15 protein-coding genes are annotated in these 16,619 nt (G+C 56.6%); 8 read left to right on the top strand and 7 right to left on the bottom strand.

The window, feature by feature from the left end:
• Positions 1-129 precede the first annotated feature (129 nt).
• A complete protein-coding gene (gene rimO / locus ACTG2G_RS04010; protein WP_421386245.1) occupies positions 130-1,458 on the bottom strand; it encodes a 30S ribosomal protein S12 methylthiotransferase RimO in 1,329 nt (442 codons plus the stop codon).
• Positions 1,459-1,751: 293 nt separating this feature from the next.
• Between rimO and ACTG2G_RS04005 the strand changes: the two genes are divergently transcribed.
• The gene (locus ACTG2G_RS04005; protein ID WP_216951702.1) at positions 1,752-2,876 is read left to right on the top strand and encodes an HD domain-containing phosphohydrolase; all 1,125 of its coding nucleotides are present in this window, start codon (positions 1,752-1,754) and stop codon (positions 2,874-2,876) included.
• A gap of 134 nt (positions 2,877-3,010) precedes the next feature.
• On the opposite strand, the gene ACTG2G_RS04000 is transcribed toward ACTG2G_RS04005, so the two are convergent.
• The 6 genes from ACTG2G_RS04000 to ACTG2G_RS03975 form a co-directional block, all read right to left on the bottom strand.
• Positions 3,011-3,226: a hypothetical protein gene (locus ACTG2G_RS04000; protein WP_201995220.1), complete on the bottom strand. Its 216-nt coding sequence runs from the start codon at positions 3,224-3,226 to the stop codon at positions 3,011-3,013.
• Positions 3,227-3,268: 42 nt separating this feature from the next.
• Positions 3,269-3,850 (bottom strand): NifB/NifX family molybdenum-iron cluster-binding protein, encoded by a 582-nt coding sequence (locus tag ACTG2G_RS03995; protein ID WP_421386246.1) that lies wholly within the window; start codon positions 3,848-3,850, stop codon positions 3,269-3,271.
• Positions 3,847-4,161: a DUF134 domain-containing protein gene (locus tag ACTG2G_RS03990; RefSeq protein ID WP_005338107.1), complete on the bottom strand. Its 315-nt coding sequence runs from the start codon at positions 4,159-4,161 to the stop codon at positions 3,847-3,849. The genes ACTG2G_RS03995 and ACTG2G_RS03990 overlap by 4 nt, the downstream gene beginning before the upstream one ends.
• Before the next feature lie 223 nt (positions 4,162-4,384).
• On the bottom strand, positions 4,385-5,566 hold the full coding sequence (locus ACTG2G_RS03985) for a dicarboxylate/amino acid:cation symporter (RefSeq protein WP_421386247.1): 1,182 nt from the start codon (positions 5,564-5,566) through the stop codon (positions 4,385-4,387).
• A gap of 192 nt (positions 5,567-5,758) precedes the next feature.
• Complete coding sequence (locus ACTG2G_RS03980; RefSeq protein ID WP_421386248.1) at positions 5,759-6,310, bottom strand: hypothetical protein; 552 nt, start codon at positions 6,308-6,310, stop codon at positions 5,759-5,761.
• A gap of 105 nt (positions 6,311-6,415) precedes the next feature.
• Positions 6,416-7,054: a TetR family transcriptional regulator gene (locus ACTG2G_RS03975; RefSeq protein WP_005350268.1), complete on the bottom strand. Its 639-nt coding sequence runs from the start codon at positions 7,052-7,054 to the stop codon at positions 6,416-6,418.
• Between the two features lie 140 nt (positions 7,055-7,194).
• On the opposite strand from ACTG2G_RS03975, the gene ACTG2G_RS03970 reads away from it, so the two are divergent.
• The 7 genes from ACTG2G_RS03970 (at position 7,195) to ACTG2G_RS03940 (ending at position 16,618) form a co-directional block, all read left to right on the top strand.
• Positions 7,195-8,388 carry an efflux RND transporter periplasmic adaptor subunit gene (locus ACTG2G_RS03970; protein ID WP_236320364.1) on the top strand — a complete coding sequence of 398 codons (1,194 nt, stop codon included), beginning with the start codon at positions 7,195-7,197 and terminating at the stop codon, positions 8,386-8,388.
• 17 nt (positions 8,389-8,405) lie between these two features.
• Positions 8,406-11,555, top strand: coding sequence for an efflux RND transporter permease subunit (locus ACTG2G_RS03965; RefSeq protein ID WP_439985205.1), 3,150 nt, complete (start codon positions 8,406-8,408; stop codon positions 11,553-11,555).
• Between the two features lie 615 nt (positions 11,556-12,170).
• A complete protein-coding gene (gene rfbB / locus ACTG2G_RS03960; protein WP_439985204.1) occupies positions 12,171-13,256 on the top strand; it encodes a dTDP-glucose 4,6-dehydratase in 1,086 nt (361 codons plus the stop codon).
• Positions 13,256-14,143: a dTDP-4-dehydrorhamnose reductase gene (rfbD, locus tag ACTG2G_RS03955; RefSeq protein WP_335838261.1), complete on the top strand. Its 888-nt coding sequence runs from the start codon at positions 13,256-13,258 to the stop codon at positions 14,141-14,143. Before rfbB ends, rfbD begins: the two co-directional genes overlap by 1 nt.
• Before the next feature lie 112 nt (positions 14,144-14,255).
• A complete protein-coding gene (gene rfbA, locus ACTG2G_RS03950) occupies positions 14,256-15,134 on the top strand; it encodes a glucose-1-phosphate thymidylyltransferase RfbA (RefSeq protein ID WP_439985150.1) in 879 nt (292 codons plus the stop codon).
• Between the two features lie 60 nt (positions 15,135-15,194).
• A complete protein-coding gene (gene rfbC, locus ACTG2G_RS03945) occupies positions 15,195-15,764 on the top strand; it encodes a dTDP-4-dehydrorhamnose 3,5-epimerase (RefSeq protein ID WP_439985158.1) in 570 nt (189 codons plus the stop codon).
• Positions 15,765-15,814: 50 nt separating this feature from the next.
• Positions 15,815-16,618: an ABC transporter permease gene (locus ACTG2G_RS03940; protein WP_439985157.1), complete on the top strand. Its 804-nt coding sequence runs from the start codon at positions 15,815-15,817 to the stop codon at positions 16,616-16,618.
• Position 16,619 lies beyond the last annotated feature (1 nt).

The raw sequence follows: 16,619 nt of genomic DNA, 5'->3' as shown, positions 1-16,619 counted from the left end.
TTACACACCCTTGCATACGGATATGCCAGTTTTGTACCGCAAAGTGGGGCTTACTGGTGTAGAAGTGCAATCTGGAAGCATAAAAAAGCGCCCGAAGGCGCTTTTTCATTGAGCGGTGGTCAGCAAGGGTTAGCTAATCAGGCTGGCCCACAGGTCATATTCGTCGGATTCGTCGATCCGCACCTTGACCATGTCGCCCGGCTTGAGGCCGGTTTCGCCGTTGAGGTAGACCAGACCGTCGATCTCCGGCGCATCGGCGAAGGAGCGGCCAGTGGCACCCTCTTCGTCCACTTCGTCGATGATAACGGTCATCTCCTGGCCCACTTTGCGGGCCAGCTTGCGGATGGAGACCTGCTGTTGCAGCTCCATAAAGCGCTGGAAGCGCTCTTCCTGAATCTCTTCCGGCACCGGGTCCGGCAGCTCGTTGGCCAGCGCCCCTTCGACCGGGCTGTATTTGAAGCAGCCGACCCGATCCAGCTCCGCCTTGTCGATAAAGTCCAGCAGCATCTGGAAATCTTCCTCGGTCTCGCCCGGGAAGCCAACGATAAAGGTGGAGCGCAGGGTGATCTGCGGGCAGATTTCGCGCCACTTCTGGATCCGCTCCTGAGTGCGCTCGACAGTACCCGGGCGTTTCATCAGTTTCAGGATGCGCGGGCTGGCGTGCTGCAACGGAATATCGAGGTAGGGCAGTACCTTGCCATCGCGCATCAGCGGGATGACGTCATCTACGTGTGGGTAGGGGTAGACGTAGTGCAGACGTACCCAGATATCGAGCTTGGCCAGCTCTTCGCACAGGGCGACCATGCTGGTCTTGACCGGCATACCGTCGTAGAAACCGGTGCGGTGTTTCACATCGACGCCGTAGGCGGAGGTGTCCTGGGAGATCACCAGCAGCTCCTTCACGCCCGCCTCTTTCAGGCGCTTGGCTTCTGCCAGCACGTCGCCGATGGGGCGGCTCACCAGATCCCCGCGCATGGAGGGGATGATGCAGAAGGTGCAGCGGTGGTTGCACCCCTCGGAAATCTTCAGATAGGCGTAGTGGCGCGGGGTCAGCTTGACGCCGTGGGCCGGAACCAGACTGGTGAAGGGGTTGTGCTGCGGCTTCTCCACATATTTGTGGACGTGACCCAGCACCTCTTCATAGGCGTGGGGGCCGGTGATCTCGAGCACCTTGGGGTGGATCTCGCGGATCTGGTTCTCTTTGGCACCCAAGCAGCCGGTGACGATCACCTTGCCGTTTTCGGCCAGCGCTTCGCCGATCGCTTCCAGCGACTCTTGCACCGCGCTGTCGATAAAGCCGCAGGTGTTGACGACGACCAGCTCGGCATCGTCATAGCTGGGCACCACGTCGTACCCTTCGGTACGCAGCTGGGTCAGGATGCGTTCTGAATCGACCAGGTTTTTGGGGCAACCCAAGGAGACGAATCCTACTTTGGGGGCCTGTTTTGTGTTGGACATCGCTCAATCACTCTTAGGTGGCTCTTCTTTAAGGGCGCGGATTTTACCGGAATGGTTAACCAAAAACTATACAGCCAGCATGGCAGAACTGAACAATATCTCCGAGTGGGCAGGATTGGGCCGTGCGAATAGCGGCTGATGGTGGAGCCCTGACTGGCGCGCAGTCCCTGCTGCACAGGTTTGTGGCTGGCAATATGCATTGCTGACTTATTAGTCAATTTCGCGGTCTGTGGCTGGGAACCCTGTCACGGGTGCCCCTATACTCCCATCATGGTGATCCGGTGGAGAAGGCAATGGAAAGTTCATTTGGCGAAAGAATGCAGAATCTGCACGCTACGCTACGCGAGCGTTTTGACAAGCTGAGTCGGGTGGCCATTGCGATTTACGATCCCCATACCGATCAGCTCAAGACCTTCGCTCACAGCACCGAGGGGCCCTCGCCGCTGGTGCAGTATGAGGTGAAGCTGAGCGATGTTCCCTCCTTGCGCTATCTGGCGGAGCACAAGCACCCCCGGGTGCTTGGCAATCTCGATGCCCTGCGTGGTTCCGCGTCGGAACACAGCCGCAAGCTGCTGGAGGCGGGCTATGCCTCCAGCTATACCGAGCCGCTGTTGTTCAACAGCAAGCTGTTTGGTTTTCTGTTTTGCGATGCCATGGAGCCGGGCTATTTCGATGAGTCGATCCAAAGCGAACTGTCGGCCTATGCCCAGATGTTGTCCGCCATCATTGCGGTGGAGTTCTTCTCTATTCAGACCCTCGGCGGCGCGCTGACCACGGCACGGGAGTTCAGTCGCTATCGGGATGAGGAGACCGCCAACCATCTGCATCGGATGTCGGCCTACTCCCGACTGATCGCCAAGACGCTGGCCCCGACTTGCGGGCTGAGCGACGAGGAGGTGGAGTTTGTCTACCTCTTCTCCGAGCTGCACGACATCGGCAAGATCGCGGTGCCGGATGCCATTTTACTCAAGCCGGGCAAGCTGACCCCGGAAGAGTTCGAGATCATGAAGGTTCACACCAGCAAGGGGCGAGAGATGATCAGCCTGATGATCAATGAGTTTGGCCTCGATGGCATTCACCACACCGATATGCTGACCAACATCATCGCAGGCCATCATGAGCGTTTTGATGGCACCGGTTATCCGCTGGGCCTGGCGGGGGAGGCGATCCCGCTGGCGGCGCGTATCGTGACGGTGGCTGATGTTTTTGATGCCCTGACCAGCGAGCGCCCCTACAAGCAGGCCTGGCCGTTCGAGACGGCGTTTGCCTATCTGGAGGAGCATGCCGGCAGCCAGTTTGATCCCACCTGTGTCGCTGCGGCCCTGCACAACAAGGCCGAGTTTTATGCCATCTATCAGCAGTATCAGGATCCCGCCAGTTCATCAGGTGTGGCGGCCAGTGGCGCAGAGCCGGGTTGAGCGCGTGTGATGAGCGTAAGGGGGAAAGAGGCGGTTCAAGCATGACGAGGAATAAATAGGGAGGGGGCACCAGCAGGTGCCCCCTCCCTTTTATGCGCCTTTTCTATTTCATGCGCCCTTTTTTTGCCGACCTTCTATCTGCGGTTATGGCGTGTGCAGTCAGGTTGTTTTTTGGGCGTCGGCTCGCTGATCTGGTAGAGGTGATCCGCGCAGGCGCTGGAGCAACCACAGGGGCGCACCTCTTTATCTTCCCGTTTCTGGGCAAGCTGATATTGGCGCCACCAGATGATGGTACCCATGGCCAGGATCAGTACGAACGAGGCGAGCAGGCTCAACAACCAGATGGACATGATCTCTTCTCCTTGATGGTGATGACATGCACGGCGATGGCATCAGTGATGATGGCAGCAACCGCCCTGTTGGCCTGCGCCCTCACTGCCTTGACAACAAGTATGGCCTTGCCGTGGGCTATCTGCCTGATGGCCACCACTGGCGCAACAGTGACCTGAGCTGCTGTTACAACCACCGTGACAATGGCCATGACTCGAGCCTGCGCCGACGGGCTGGATGGCACGGATAGTCGCCTTGCTCTGATGACGACGAGATGGACGGCCCTGACTGGCCTCGGTAAGAGGTTGCAAATTGGTGGAGGCTAGCAGCGCGGGCAGCGGCAGGCGGGCAGAGCGACACTGCAGCACCCGGATATTGGCCGCCAGCAGGCGACTCAGCATTCGCTCGCCGATATTGCGCACCACCACCTGACCCACCTGATAGTGGGTGAGGGCGTCGAGCAGCGCTTGCTTGCCGTGGCAGCCTTCGGCAGCGGCCGGGTTGGTCAGGGTGGCGATAACGTTCCCTTCGGGGTTAAGAATTTGCAGCTGCTCGGCACGGGTAAAGTGGCCGGCCAGCAGCCCCTGACTCAGCATCAGGGCGCTGTTGCTGGGGTTGGTGGTCATGGTTGTGACAGCATTCATGTCGGCTCTTCTCCACTGGTTGGGTGGTCGGGCTCGGCGGGTTGCATCATCAATGCCTTGCCCAGACTCAGACACTCCACCACCTTGTAGCGCCCTTTTTTCAGGATATTGGCCAGGGTCTGGCGGGAAACCCCCATCACCAGGGCGGCCTCCTGCTGCTGCATTCCTTGAAGGTCGACGAGGCGCAGTGCCTCGAACTCGTCAGGGGCCAGCGTGACCTGTTCCAGCTGATGCATGGGGCGGCCGTTGGGTTTGAAGCAGCTGTTGGCGGGGCGGCCACAGATCTGGCGGGCAATCTTGGGTCTTGGCATGGTGGCTCCTAATTGGCATAAGCCATTTATACGCTCATATGTGGCATATGCCAATAATTTTGTCTGATGCAGCGGGCAGCGCGAGTGCTGTTTACGGCAGAGGGGGGTAAAGAGGGGGAGGAGGAATACGCACAAACACTGTGAAGGTGGCAGAAACGACGCAGGCCCGAACATGGTTCGGGCCTGCGGTTTTGCAGAGGATGGTCGAGCTATCCCGGCGAGCTTACGCCTGTTCGGCCTCGGCCACTGGAGCTGCGCTCTCGCTACCGTTGGCGAAGCGATCCGCCCACAGGGCGATCACGCCGTCACCGGTGACGTTGCAGGCGGTGCCGAAGCTGTCCTGCGCCAGATAGAGGGCGATCATCAGGGCGATGGAGGCTTCACCAAAGCCGAGCATGGAGGTGAGCAGACCCAGTGCCGACATCACGCCACCACCCGGGGCGCCCGGGGCGGCGATCATGATCACCCCCAGCATCATGATGAAGGGGAGCATGGTCTCGATACCCGGAATGGCCAGATGCTCGGAGAGGAACATCACCGCGGTGGCACAGGTGACCAGGGTAATGGTGGAGCCACAGAGGTGAATGGTGGCGCACAGGGGCACGGTAAAGTTGGCGATGCCATCGCTCACGCCGTTGTTCTTGCTCGACTGCAGGGCGACCGGAATGGTGGCGGCGCTCGACATGGTCCCCAGCGCGGTGAAGTAGGCGGGCAGCATGTTCTTGATGAGCTGGACCGGTGAGCGGCCAAGGGCCAGACCGGTGCCGATAAACAGCACGGAGAGCCAGATCCAGTGCATCAGGATCGCCATCACCAGCACCACGCCGAAGGTCTTCAGAGTGGCGAATACGGTGCCTTCCACCGTCATCTCGACAAAGACGCCCGCGATATAGAATGGCAGCAGCGGAATGATCACCTTGGCCAGCAGGCGGTCGATGATGTCACGACCCTGATCGGCGACCCGGCGCAGATCGGTGGCCTGGGTGGCGCTGATGCCGATGCCGAACACGAAGGCAGCGGCCAGTGCCGACATCACGCCAAACAGCGGCGGGATCTCCAGATTGACGTAGGAGGCGAGTTTGATGGCCGTGGCCGTGGTGGGCTCGGCAGCGGTGGTGAACTGCGGGATCAGGTGGCTCGCCACGGTAAAGGCGAACAGCCCCGCCAGAATGGTGGAGCAGTAGGAGAGGGCCACGGTTTTGCCCAGCAGCTTGCCGGAGTTTTTCGGCAGGCTGGCGATGCCGCTCATGATAAAGAACAGAATGATGAGCGGAATGGTGAAGGTGATGAGCTGACCTATCACTGTCTTGGCCGTAAACAGCACGCGCGCCACCCACTCAGGGGCGTATAGACCGAGCAAGAGACCGGCAAGGATGCCAGCAATGAGTTTCAGGACAAGTTTCATAAGGAAATCCGGAGTTGGTTGTATTGTCTGTTTTGTTATTAAAATTTGATATTAATCACACTTTTTAACACGTAAGCCGTGTTATGTCTGCCTTTTCTGCGTTAACGCCGAGTTAAATATTGTCGAGAGCCAAGATCGCCGACTAGCTGTCGGCTTGGCGTTGAACGGGAAAATCCGTGATGAATTAGCCCGTTAGGTGGCCTGATGATCGCCACGCAGCAACATGACGTACTGGCTGGCGTGTTGACCTGTGCATGATGGCGTGTTGGTCGAGGGGGTTTCTATTGGCGCCAGTTGCAGCGCTATCCTGGATGTGGTGACCAGTTGCTGTAGCTCATCGTGACTTATCTTGCCGCTTGGCGGCAGGGGGAAGCAGAGCGGAGCGCCCGCTTTGAGCAGGGTCGCCAGCTGTTGCAACAGGGGGACAAGGGTGGCCGCGTCGCTATCAAGAGGGCGGCTTAACCAGATGCCATCGTAAGGGAGCACCGAGAGCATCTTCGCCAGCGGGCAGACCCGCACAGCTTGCCCGGATTGCTGCGAGGCAACTTTGGCGTCGGCCAGCACAGCGTCACAGGCGGTGACCACATACCCTTCTGCACGCAGCCAGCACAGATCCTCCCCCATACCGCATTGACCATTGAGCAGGTGAGCACCGGGTTTGAGACGCGCCACAAAGGCAGCCCGAGCGCGGGCGTGCTGGTCGTTCAATGGCCAGGAAGCGGGGATGGCGTCAGAGTGTGGCACAGGGGTTACCTCAAGCAGGGGGCGCACAGGGTAACAAATCGGGGCCTGACTGCCAAAGCGCGCGGTCAGGCCCCGATTTGGATGTGATGAAGTTGCCGGAGCCGGTTAGCGGCAGCAGGCAGGCCCGTGGGGCTGGGCCAGCATGGTGAACATGCTCTCTATCATAAAGGCGGATTCGCCCTGCAGGTCGATCCGCCCCGGAAAGTGGAGCCAGTTGATGATGTAGCCATCCAGAGTGCAGTGGAGCAGGGTGGCGGCGCGCTGCAGGTTGAGGTTGGCGGGCAGTTGCCCCCGCCGTACCGCATTGGCCAGGGTGGTCTCCAGGTCCCGAAAGAAGTTGGCGGACTGGCTGCGGATATGCTCGCGCAGTGAGATGGCTTCCCCCTCCAGCGATTCGAGATTGAACAGTATGGTGAACATCTGCCGCTGGGCCGGATTGTGAATGAAGCTGTGGAGCACCCCTTCGAAGAAGAGGCGCAGTTGCCCCAGCGGATCCGGCTCATCTGGATTGAGGCAGGCATCGAGCTGGTGGGCAAGGGGGCTGCAGAGCTCCTGCCAGAGCGAAATGAAGAGTTCATCCTTGTTCTTGAAGTGCCAATAGATGGCCCCGCGGGTCAGGTCTGCCGCCCTGGCGATGTCGGTCAGGCTGGTCTTGGCCAGGCCCTGAGAGCAGAACAGATCCAGCGCCGTGCTCATGATGTGGCAGCGGGTTTGCTGCGCCTCTTCTTTGGTTCGTCTGGCCATCGAAATTTGTGCCTCATGCAAGCAAAAAGTCACTTACATACATTTATGAATGTATGTATATTGCCTCATCTTTCGACTATTTACCAACAGGGCCCATGCGGCCCTGATTGTTCATTGACTGGCAAAGGCTCAGGTGTTTCATGCATAAACATATTCTTGCTCGTTCAGTTGGTCTTGCCTTGCTGGCTACAGGCTTGCTGGCAGGTTGTGGTGACAAGGGGGGCGCACCCCAGGGACAGGGCGACATGCCCCCCGCGGCGGTCAACGTGGTGACCCTGCAGAGCGGTCCGCTGATGCTGACCACCGAATTGACCGGCCGCAGCGCCCCGTTGCGGGTGGCCGAAGTGCGTCCGCAAGTGAGCGGCATCATCCTCAAGCGCCTCTTTACCGAGGGAAGTGATGTGAAGGCGGGCGATCTGCTCTATCAGATCGATCCAGCTGTTTATCAGGCGGCAGTCGCCAGCGCCAAAGCCAATCTGGCCAAGGCCGAGGCCAACGAGCAGAGTGCCCGCCTCAAGGCGCAGCGCTATCAGGAGCTGCTCAAGGTCAAATCCATCAGCCGTCAGGACTATGACGACGCCGACGCCAGCTGGAAGCAGGCCAAAGCGGAGATCATGGCGAGCAAGGCGGCCCTGCGCACTGCCGAGATCAATCTCGGTTACACCCGCATCACCGCCCCCATCAGTGGCCGCATCGGTAAATCCGCGGTGACCGAGGGGGCGCTGGTGACTGCCCAGCAGGCTGACAGCCTGACCGCCATTCAGCAGCTCGATCCCATGTATGTGGATGTGCGTCAGTCCACCGCTGATCTGCTGCGCCTGAAGCGACTGGTCGCCGAGGGCAAGTTGACCCAGGACGAGCAGAAGGGGGCCAAGGTAACCTTCCAGTTGGAAGATGGCTCCACTTATGGCGAAGAGGGCTCGCTGCAGTTCTCCGATGTGACCGTAGACGAGACCTCCGGCATGGTGACCCTGCGGGTAATTGTGCCCAACCCTCATCAGCTGCTGCTGCCCGGCATGTTTATGCGCGCCACCCTGCAAGAGGGTGAGCGGGCGCAAGGGCTGCTGGTGCCGCAAACGGCCGTGACTCGCACCCCCAATGGCGGTGCCACCGTGATGGTGGTGACCGCTGACAACAAGGTGGAGCTGCGCAACGTGCAGCTGAGCCGTGTCGTTGGCAGCAACTGGGTGGTGGAGTCAGGGCTCACCTCCGGCGAGCGGGTGATCGTGGCTGGCTTGCAGAAAGTACGACCGGGCGCCGTGGTCAATCCCGCCGAGCAGGGGGCTGATGCACCGTCTGCTCAAGCTGCGTCCAACACCCCGGCCAACAAGTAGGATGGAGTAGTCGCTTCATGGCTCGATTTTTTATAGACAGACCCATTTTTGCCTGGGTGATCGCGCTGGTGATCATGCTGGCGGGCAGCCTGGCCATCATCAAATTGCCGGTCGCCCAGTATCCGAGCATTGCGCCGCCTGCTGTAGGTATTTCTGCCAGCTATCCGGGCGCATCCGCCAAAACGGTGGAAGACTCGGTGACCCAGATCATCGAACAGAACATGACCGGGCTGGATCACCTGCTCTACATGTCCTCCCAGTCTGACTCCGCGGGTCGGGTGTCGGTGACCCTCACCTTCCAGCCGGGTACCGATCCCGATATCGCCCAGGTGCAGGTGCAGAACAAGCTGCAGCAAGCCATGTCGCTGCTGCCACAAGAGGTTCAGCAGCAGGGGATCCGGGTTCAGAAGACCTCCAGTAGCTTCCTGATGGTCGCGGCCTTCATCTCCAGCGATGGTTCGATGAACAACGACGATCTGGCGGATTATGTGGTCTCCAACATCAAGGAGCCTCTGAGTCGTCTGGACGGGGTAGGGGATATCACCTTGTTCGGCAGCCAGTACTCGATGCGGGTCTGGCTCGATCCCAACAAGCTCAACCGGGTGCAGATGAGCCCAGGTGATGTGCAGGCGGCCATCAAGGCGCAGAACGCCCAGGTAGCGTTTGGCAAGCTGGGTGGCACACCATCGGTGGAAGATCAGCAGTTCACCGCCACCATCATGGGTCAGACCCGCCTATCTACCGTGGAGCAGTTCAACGACATCCTGCTGCGGGTGAATCAGGATGGCTCCAAGGTACGGCTGAAAGATGTGGCCCGGGTCGAGCTGGCGGGCGAAAGCTATGACGCCGATGCGCTCTACAACGGCCAGTCTACCGCCGCGGTCGCCATCAAGCTGGCGACCGGTGCCAACGCGCTGGATACCGCCGAGAAGGTGCGTGCCAAGCTCAATGAACTGTCGGATTACTTCCCGGCCAACATGGAGATCGTCTACCCCTACGACACCACGCCGTTTGTGAAGATCTCCATCGAGGAGGTGGTGCAGACCCTGATCGAGGCGATCTTCCTGGTGTTCTGCGTCATGTATCTGTTCTTGCAGAACTTCCGCGCCACCCTGATCCCGACCATTGCGGTACCGGTGGTGCTGCTTGGTACCTTCGGGGTGATGGCGGCGTTTGGCTTCTCCATCAACACCCTCACCATGTTCGGTATGGTGCTGGCCATCGGCCTGCTGGTGGATGACGCCATCGTGGTGGTAGAGAACGTGGAGCGGCTGATGAGCGAGGAAGATCTCTCCCCGCTGGAAGCGACCCGCAAGTCGATGACCCAGATCACCGGCGCGCTGGTGGGGATCGCCTTGGTGCTCTCCGCCGTGTTCGTGCCGATGGCTTTCTTCGGCGGCTCGACCGGTGCCATCTATCGCCAGTTCTCGCTGACCATCGTCTCGGCCATGGTGCTGTCGGTGCTGGTGGCGTTGATCCTGACCCCGGCGCTCTGTGCCACCCTGCTCAAGCCGATGAAACATGGCGAGTTTGGTGCCAAGCGCGGCTTCTTTGGCTGGTTCAACCGCGCCTTTGATGCGGGTACCAACCGCTATCAGAGCGGCGTGCGCAAGGTGATCAAACAGGGAGTGCGCTACAGCCTGATCTACGGTGCCATGCTGGCGGTACTGGCAGTGCTCTTTATGCGGATGCCCACCTCCTTCCTGCCGGAAGAGGATCAGGGGGTCATCATGTCCATGGTGCAACTGCCGGTGGGGGCCACCAAGCAGCGCACCGAGGTGGTACTGGCGGATATGCGCGACTACTTCCTGAAAAACGAGACGGATAATGTTGACTCCGTACTGACCGTATCCGGCTTCAGCTTCGCCGGTAGTGGCCAGAATGCGGGTATGGCCTTTATCAAGCTCAAGGACTGGAGCGAGCGCAAGAGCCCGGATCGTAGCGCCAATGCCATTATCGGTCGTGCCATGGGCTATCTGTTCAGCATCAAGGAGGCGCAAGTGTTCGCCTTCAACCTGCCTCCGATCCCGGAGCTGGGGACGGCGACCGGTTTTGACTTCTTCCTGCAGGATCGCGGTGGTATCGGTCACGACAAGCTGATGGCGGCGCGTAACCAGCTGCTCGGTATGGCGGCGCAGGATCCCACCCTGGTGCGGGTACGCCCGAACGGGATGGAAGATACGCCGCAACTCGACATCAAGATTGACTACGAGAAGGCGCTGGCGCAGGGGCTCTCCATCGCGGATATCAACAACACCCTGGCTACCGCTTGGGGCTCGTCCTACGTCAATGATTTCGTTGACCGTGGCCGGATCAAAAAGGTCTACATGCAGGCGGATGCCCCCTTCCGGATGAACCCGGAAGATCTGAAACTCTGGTATGTGCGCAACAGTGCCGGTCAGATGGTGCCCTTCTCCGCCTTTGCCAGCAGCGAGTGGAGCTTCGGCTCGCCGCGTCTGGAGCGTTATAACGGCGTGCCGGCGATGGAGATCGTCGGTGAAGCGGCGCCTGGCAAGAGTACCGGTGATGCGATGGCCGCCATCGAGCAGATGGTGAAACAGCTACCGGAAGGGGTGGGTATCGAGTGGACCGGGCTCTCCTTCCAGGAGCGTCAGGCCGGTTCACAGGCACCCGCGCTCTACGCCATCTCCTTGTTGGTGGTGTTCCTCTGTCTGGCGGCCCTCTACGAGAGCTGGAGCATTCCGTTCTCGGTGATGCTGGTAGTACCGCTCGGGGTGTTGGGGGCCATTGTGGCTGCCACCCTGCGCGGGCTGGAGAACGACGTCTACTTCCAGGTCGGTCTGCTCACCACCATAGGCTTGTCGGCGAAAAACGCGATTTTGATCGTGGAATTTGCCAAAGAGCTCTACGACAAAGGGATGGGCTTGGGTGAGGCGGTGGTGGAGGCGGCGCGTCTGCGTCTGCGCCCGATCCTGATGACCTCGCTCGCCTTTATCCTCGGGGTGTTGCCGCTGGTGATCAGCTCCGGCGCGGGCGCCAGCAGCCGTAACGCCATCGGTACCGGCGTGATGGGGGGGATGATCAGTGCCACCGTGCTGGCCATCTTCTTCGTGCCACTCTTCTTCGTGCTGGTGATGCGCTACTTCACCAGCCACCAGAGCAAAGAGGCGCGCATGGCTGCAGCGGTTGAGTCAAAAGGTGACTGAGCAAAAGCGTGTCCATCTGTTCTGAGCGACAGATCACAATTTGATAAATGAGCCAGTTAAAGCTGACTATAAAATGGGGCAACACGAGCGGTTGCCCCATTTTTTTCGCCTGAAAAACGGTAACTTGGCTGTGATCTGTTCGATTTTGAATGGTGATCCTGAAAAGTTCATAATAGTTTTTTGATTCTCTATTGAATCCTATCTTGGCCGTTATGGAAAGCACTTTTGCTGTGCAGGTTTCCAGAAAACGAGATAGAATCTGCCCCTTATCGGGCTGGTAGACTATGTGTCGTTTGGTTTTGTACACCCTCTTTTGGCTATAAAATGCGAGCGGGTAACACTGTTATCGACCATCAAAACATAAAAATGCTGGAGGGTACGATGACCAACAGCAAGCAAAATCTGGTTAAAAGCAGCAAACTGGGGGCTGTAACCCAGGGGCGGTAGCCATGGTGTTATCCTTGGTTTTTGTTCAACGTATATGCATGACGGTTGTGTCATGCGGTTTTGGCAATACACGTTATTTGCTGATTTTTGGCGCTAATACAGCTGTTTTCTATTCCATATCCCCGATACCCAATTCCGTATTCACTCCTCGCAAGAGAACGCATATCTATGAAAATTCTCGTGACCGGCGGTGCCGGCTTTATCGGCTCTGCCGTGGTGCGCCATATCATCCGTGATACCCAGGATGCCGTTATCAATCTCGATAAACTCACCTATGCCGGCAATCTGGAGTCCCTGGCCGATGTATCGACAAGCGAGCGTTATGCGTTTGAGCAGGTGGATATCTGCAATCGCGCCGAGCTGGATCGGGTGTTTGCCCTGCACCAACCGGATGCGGTGATGCACCTGGCCGCCGAGAGCCATGTTGACCGCTCCATCACAGGCCCGGCTGACTTTATCGAGACCAATATCGTTGGCACCTATATGTTGCTGGAAGCGGCACGTGCCTATTGGAACGGTCTGGACGAGGTACGCAAGGCGGTCTTCCGCTTCCACCATATCTCCACCGATGAGGTGTATGGGGATCTGCCCCATCCGGATGAAGTGGCTGCCGGTGAGCCATTGCCGCTCTTTACCGAGACTACCCCCTACGCCCCCAGCAGCCCCTATTCTGCCTCCAAGGCTTCCAGTGACCACCTGGTACGCGCCTGGCGCCGTACCTACGGCCTGCCGACCATTGTCACCAACTGCTCCAACAACTACGGCCCTTATCACTTCCCCGAGAAGCTGATCCCGCTGGTGATCCTCAATGCACTGGATGGCAAGCCGCTGCCGGTCTATGGCAAGGGCGACCAGATCCGTGACTGGCTCTATGTAGAAGATCATGCGCGCGCGCTCTACAAGGTGGTGACTACTGGCTTGGTGGGGGAGACCTACAACATCGGCGGCCACAACGAGAAGCAGAATCTGGAGGTGGTACACACCATCTGCGATCTGCTGGACGAGATGGTGCCGAAGGCGGGCTCTTATCGTGAGCAAATCACCTATGTGGCGGATCGTCCCGGTCACGATCGTCGCTATGCCATCGATGCGACCAAGATGAGCAGTGAGCTTGCTTGGCAACCGCAAGAAACTTTCGAGTCTGGCATTCGCAAAACTGTGCAGTGGTATCTGGATAACCAGCAGTGGGTCAACAACGTCAAGAGCGGTGCCTACCAATCCTGGATTGAGCAGAATTACGGGGAGCGTGCCTGATGCATATTCTGCTGTTTGGCAAAAATGGTCAGGTAGGCTGGGAGCTGCAGCGCGCACTGGCGCCGCTGGGGCGCATCACTGCCGTTGATTTTGACTCCACCGACTATTGCGGCGATTTCAGCAACCCGGCAGGGGTGGCCGAAACGGTACGACTGGTCAAGCCGGATGTGATTGTCAACGCCGCGGCCCATACCGCAGTCGACAAGGCGGAGAGCGAGCGGGAGTTTGCCGAGCTGCTCAACGCGACCAGTGTAGCGGCGATCGCCAAAGAAGCGGAAGCATTGGGTGCCTGGTTGGTGCATTACTCCACCGACTATGTGTTCGATGGTAGCGGCGAGCGCCCCTGGGTTGAAACCGATGCAACTGCACCGCTCAACGTCTATGGCGAAACCAAGCTGGCGGGTGAGCAAGGTGCGTCCCTCTGCTCCCGTCATCTGATCTTCCGTACCAGCTGGGTCTATGCCGCCCGCGGCGCCAACTTTGCCAAGACCATGCTGCGCTTTGGCAAAGAGCGTAGCGAGATGTCAGTGATCAATGACCAGTTCGGCGCACCGACCGGCGCCGAGTTGCTGGCTGATTGCACCGCCCATGCGATCCGTGTTGCGCAGAGTAAACCCGAGGTCGCCGGGCTGTACCATCTGATTGCCTCCGGTACCACCACCTGGTTTGACTACGCCCAGCTGGTGTTTGCCAAAGCCAGAGAGGCTGGCGTTGAACTGGCGGTGACACAACTCAATGCGGTGCCGACCAGCGCCTTCCCGACTCCGGCCAAACGCCCCCATAACTCCCGCCTTGATACCGGCAAATTCCAGCGCACCTTCGATCTGGTGCTGCCGGAGTGGACAGTCGGTGTGGAGCGGATGTTGACCGAGATCCTCGGTAAGTAAATTACTGGCCTGGGATGTAGTGACTGCCTCCCTGGCTGGCAGGGATAAAACAGAAAGGAGTGGCTGCAAGCCACCCTTTTCTTTTGCAATTTAAAAATAAGAAACAAGCATCATGACCAAACGTAAAGGCATTATTCTGGCCGGTGGCTCTGGCACCCGTCTCTATCCTGTGACCATGGCGGTGAGCAAGCAGCTGCTGCCCATCTATGACAAGCCGATGATCTACTATCCGCTGAGCACCCTGATGCTGGCGGGAATTCGCGATATCTTGATCATCAGCACGCCGCAAGATACTCCCCGCTTTGAGCAATTGCTGGGTGACGGTAGCCAGTGGGGTCTGAATTTGCAGTACAAGGTACAACCAAGTCCGGACGGGTTGGCACAAGCCTTTATTCTGGGTGAAGAGTTTATCGGGTCAGACCCCTGTGCTCTGGTACTCGGCGACAACATCTTCTACGGTCATGACCTGCAGAAACAGTTGGAAGCCGCAGCGGCCAAAGAGAGTGGCGCTACCGTCTTTGCCTACCATGTGCATGACCCCGAGCGTTATGGGGTGGTGGAATTTGATAAAGAAGGTACCGCTATCTCTCTGGAAGAGAAGCCGTTGAAGCCCAAGAGTAACTATGCGGTCACCGGCCTCTATTTCTACGACAACAGCGTGGTGGAGATCGCCAAGAGCCTGAAGCCGTCGCCCCGTGGTGAGCTGGAAATCACCGATGTGAACCGTATCTACCTGGAGCAAGGTAATCTGTCGGTGGCCATGATGGGCCGTGGTTATGCCTGGTTGGATACCGGTACCCATGAAAGCCTGATTGAAGCGAGCAACTTTATTCAGACCATTGAGACCCGTCAGGGGTTGAAGGTGGCCTGTCCGGAAGAGATTGCCTATCGCCAGAAGTTTATCAGTGCTGACCAGATACGTATTCTTGCAGCGCCACTGGCAAAGAATGCGTACGGCCAATATTTGTTAAAAATGGTTGCCAAAGCCTGATGTGATATGGGGGAGGGAAGTTGCGCCCCCATAAAGATTGAATTGAATGCGGGTAGACAGATGAATGTAATCAAGACAGCAATCCCTGATGTGCTTATTTTTGAACCAAAAGTATTTGGTGATGAACGTGGTTTTTTCTTTGAGAGTTTCAACCACAAGTTGTTTGAAGAGGCGGTAGGATATCCGGTGACTTTTGTACAGGATAATCACTCCAAATCGTCAAAAGGGGTATTGCGCGGCTTGCACTATCAGTTGCCGCCTCATGCTCAAGGCAAGCTGGTGCGTTGTGTAGCTGGTGAAGTATTTGATGTGGCGGTCGATATCCGCAAAAGCTCACCGACCTTTGGACAATGGGTTGGAGTACACCTATCCGAGGAAAACAAGCGACAGTTGTGGATCCCGGAAGGGTTTGCACATGGTTTTGTCACACTGACAGAAACGGCTGAGTTTTTGTACAAAACAACCAATTACTATGCTCCACAGTGTGAGCGTGCAATTATTTGGAGTGATACATTCTTGAATATTGAATGGCCATGTCATGGACGTCCAAATATATCTAAAAAGGATAAGTCTGGTTTATCTTTCCTTGATGCTGATTATTTTAATTACATCTCAGTTGAAAACTATTGATCAACCATGTTTCTCATGTTGTGATTTTTGCCGCAAAAAGGCGAATTAATATGTCAAAGCAAATTGTTAATTTTATAAAATCCATTCTATCCAATAGAAACATACTGATTTCTTTAGTGAAAGACGACTTTCGAAGTAAGTATGTCAATAACTTGCTTGGTGTTTTTTGGGCTTTTATTCAACCGACTTTCACAATAGTTATTTTTTGGTTCGTGTTTGAAATGGGCTTTCGAAATGGCCCCATTAATGACACTCCATTTATATTGTGGCTTATATCTGGAATGATTCCATGGTTTTACATTAGTGAGAGCTTAAGCATTACAACTAACTCTATAAAAGATAATGCTTTCCTAGTTAAGAAAATTGTTTTTGAAGTAAGCTTATTACCTATAGTTAAGTTGTGCTCAGCATTTATCGTTCATGCATTCTTTGTAGCTTTCATGTTGGTAATGTTTATTTTATATGGATATGAACCAAACTTATATTGGTTGCAACTTTTTTATTATGTTTTTTGTGCAACAGTAATGATGTTAGGAGTTGCATGGTTAACCAGCAGCATAGTTGTGTTTTTTAATGATTTAACTCAAATCATATCGATGGTTATACAGTTTGGCTTTTGGTTAACTCCTATTTTTTGGCAATTAAATATGTTGCCTAATAGTTTGCAGTGGATCTTTAAACTAAATCCCATTTATTATATTGTACAGGGTTTTAGAGATAGCTTGATTGATAACGTTTGGTTTTGGGAAAAGCCTGCACAAATTCTATGTTTTTGGTTATTAACGCTAACTATTTTAATTTTAGGTTCTTCAGTTTTTAAAAAGTTAAGACCTCACTTTGCGGATGTTTTATAAA

Origin of the sequence: Aeromonas sp. 55A (assembly GCF_051919665.1) — a bacterium.
Taxonomy (GTDB): domain Bacteria; phylum Pseudomonadota; class Gammaproteobacteria; order Enterobacterales; family Aeromonadaceae; genus Aeromonas; species Aeromonas veronii.
The sequence above is the reverse complement of the archived record's forward strand: the minus strand, read 5'-3'. Positions and strand labels throughout refer to the sequence as shown.

What these genes read in the sequence shown, in the direction of transcription:
- rimO (WP_421386245.1), bottom strand. Translation starts at nt 1,458, where the DNA reads ATGTCCAACACAAAACAGGCCCCCAAAGTAGGATTCGTCTCCTTGGGT.
- ACTG2G_RS03965 (WP_439985205.1), top strand. Translation starts at nt 8,406, where the DNA reads ATGGCTCGATTTTTTATAGACAGACCCATTTTTGCCTGGGTGATCGCG.
- ACTG2G_RS03970 (WP_236320364.1), top strand. Translation starts at nt 7,195, where the DNA reads ATGCATAAACATATTCTTGCTCGTTCAGTTGGTCTTGCCTTGCTGGCT.
- rfbB (WP_439985204.1), top strand. Translation starts at nt 12,171, where the DNA reads ATGAAAATTCTCGTGACCGGCGGTGCCGGCTTTATCGGCTCTGCCGTG.
- ACTG2G_RS03990 (WP_005338107.1), bottom strand. Translation starts at nt 4,161, where the DNA reads ATGCCAAGACCCAAGATTGCCCGCCAGATCTGTGGCCGCCCCGCCAAC.
- ACTG2G_RS03985 (WP_421386247.1), bottom strand. Translation starts at nt 5,566, where the DNA reads ATGAAACTTGTCCTGAAACTCATTGCTGGCATCCTTGCCGGTCTCTTG.
- rfbC (WP_439985158.1), top strand. Translation starts at nt 15,195, where the DNA reads ATGAATGTAATCAAGACAGCAATCCCTGATGTGCTTATTTTTGAACCA.
- ACTG2G_RS03940 (WP_439985157.1), top strand. Translation starts at nt 15,815, where the DNA reads ATGTCAAAGCAAATTGTTAATTTTATAAAATCCATTCTATCCAATAGA.
- rfbD (WP_335838261.1), top strand. Translation starts at nt 13,256, where the DNA reads ATGCATATTCTGCTGTTTGGCAAAAATGGTCAGGTAGGCTGGGAGCTG.
- ACTG2G_RS04005 (WP_216951702.1), top strand. Translation starts at nt 1,752, where the DNA reads ATGGAAAGTTCATTTGGCGAAAGAATGCAGAATCTGCACGCTACGCTA.
- rfbA (WP_439985150.1), top strand. Translation starts at nt 14,256, where the DNA reads ATGACCAAACGTAAAGGCATTATTCTGGCCGGTGGCTCTGGCACCCGT.
- ACTG2G_RS03975 (WP_005350268.1), bottom strand. Translation starts at nt 7,054, where the DNA reads ATGGCCAGACGAACCAAAGAAGAGGCGCAGCAAACCCGCTGCCACATC.
- ACTG2G_RS04000 (WP_201995220.1), bottom strand. Translation starts at nt 3,226, where the DNA reads ATGTCCATCTGGTTGTTGAGCCTGCTCGCCTCGTTCGTACTGATCCTG.
- ACTG2G_RS03995 (WP_421386246.1), bottom strand. Translation starts at nt 3,850, where the DNA reads ATGAATGCTGTCACAACCATGACCACCAACCCCAGCAACAGCGCCCTG.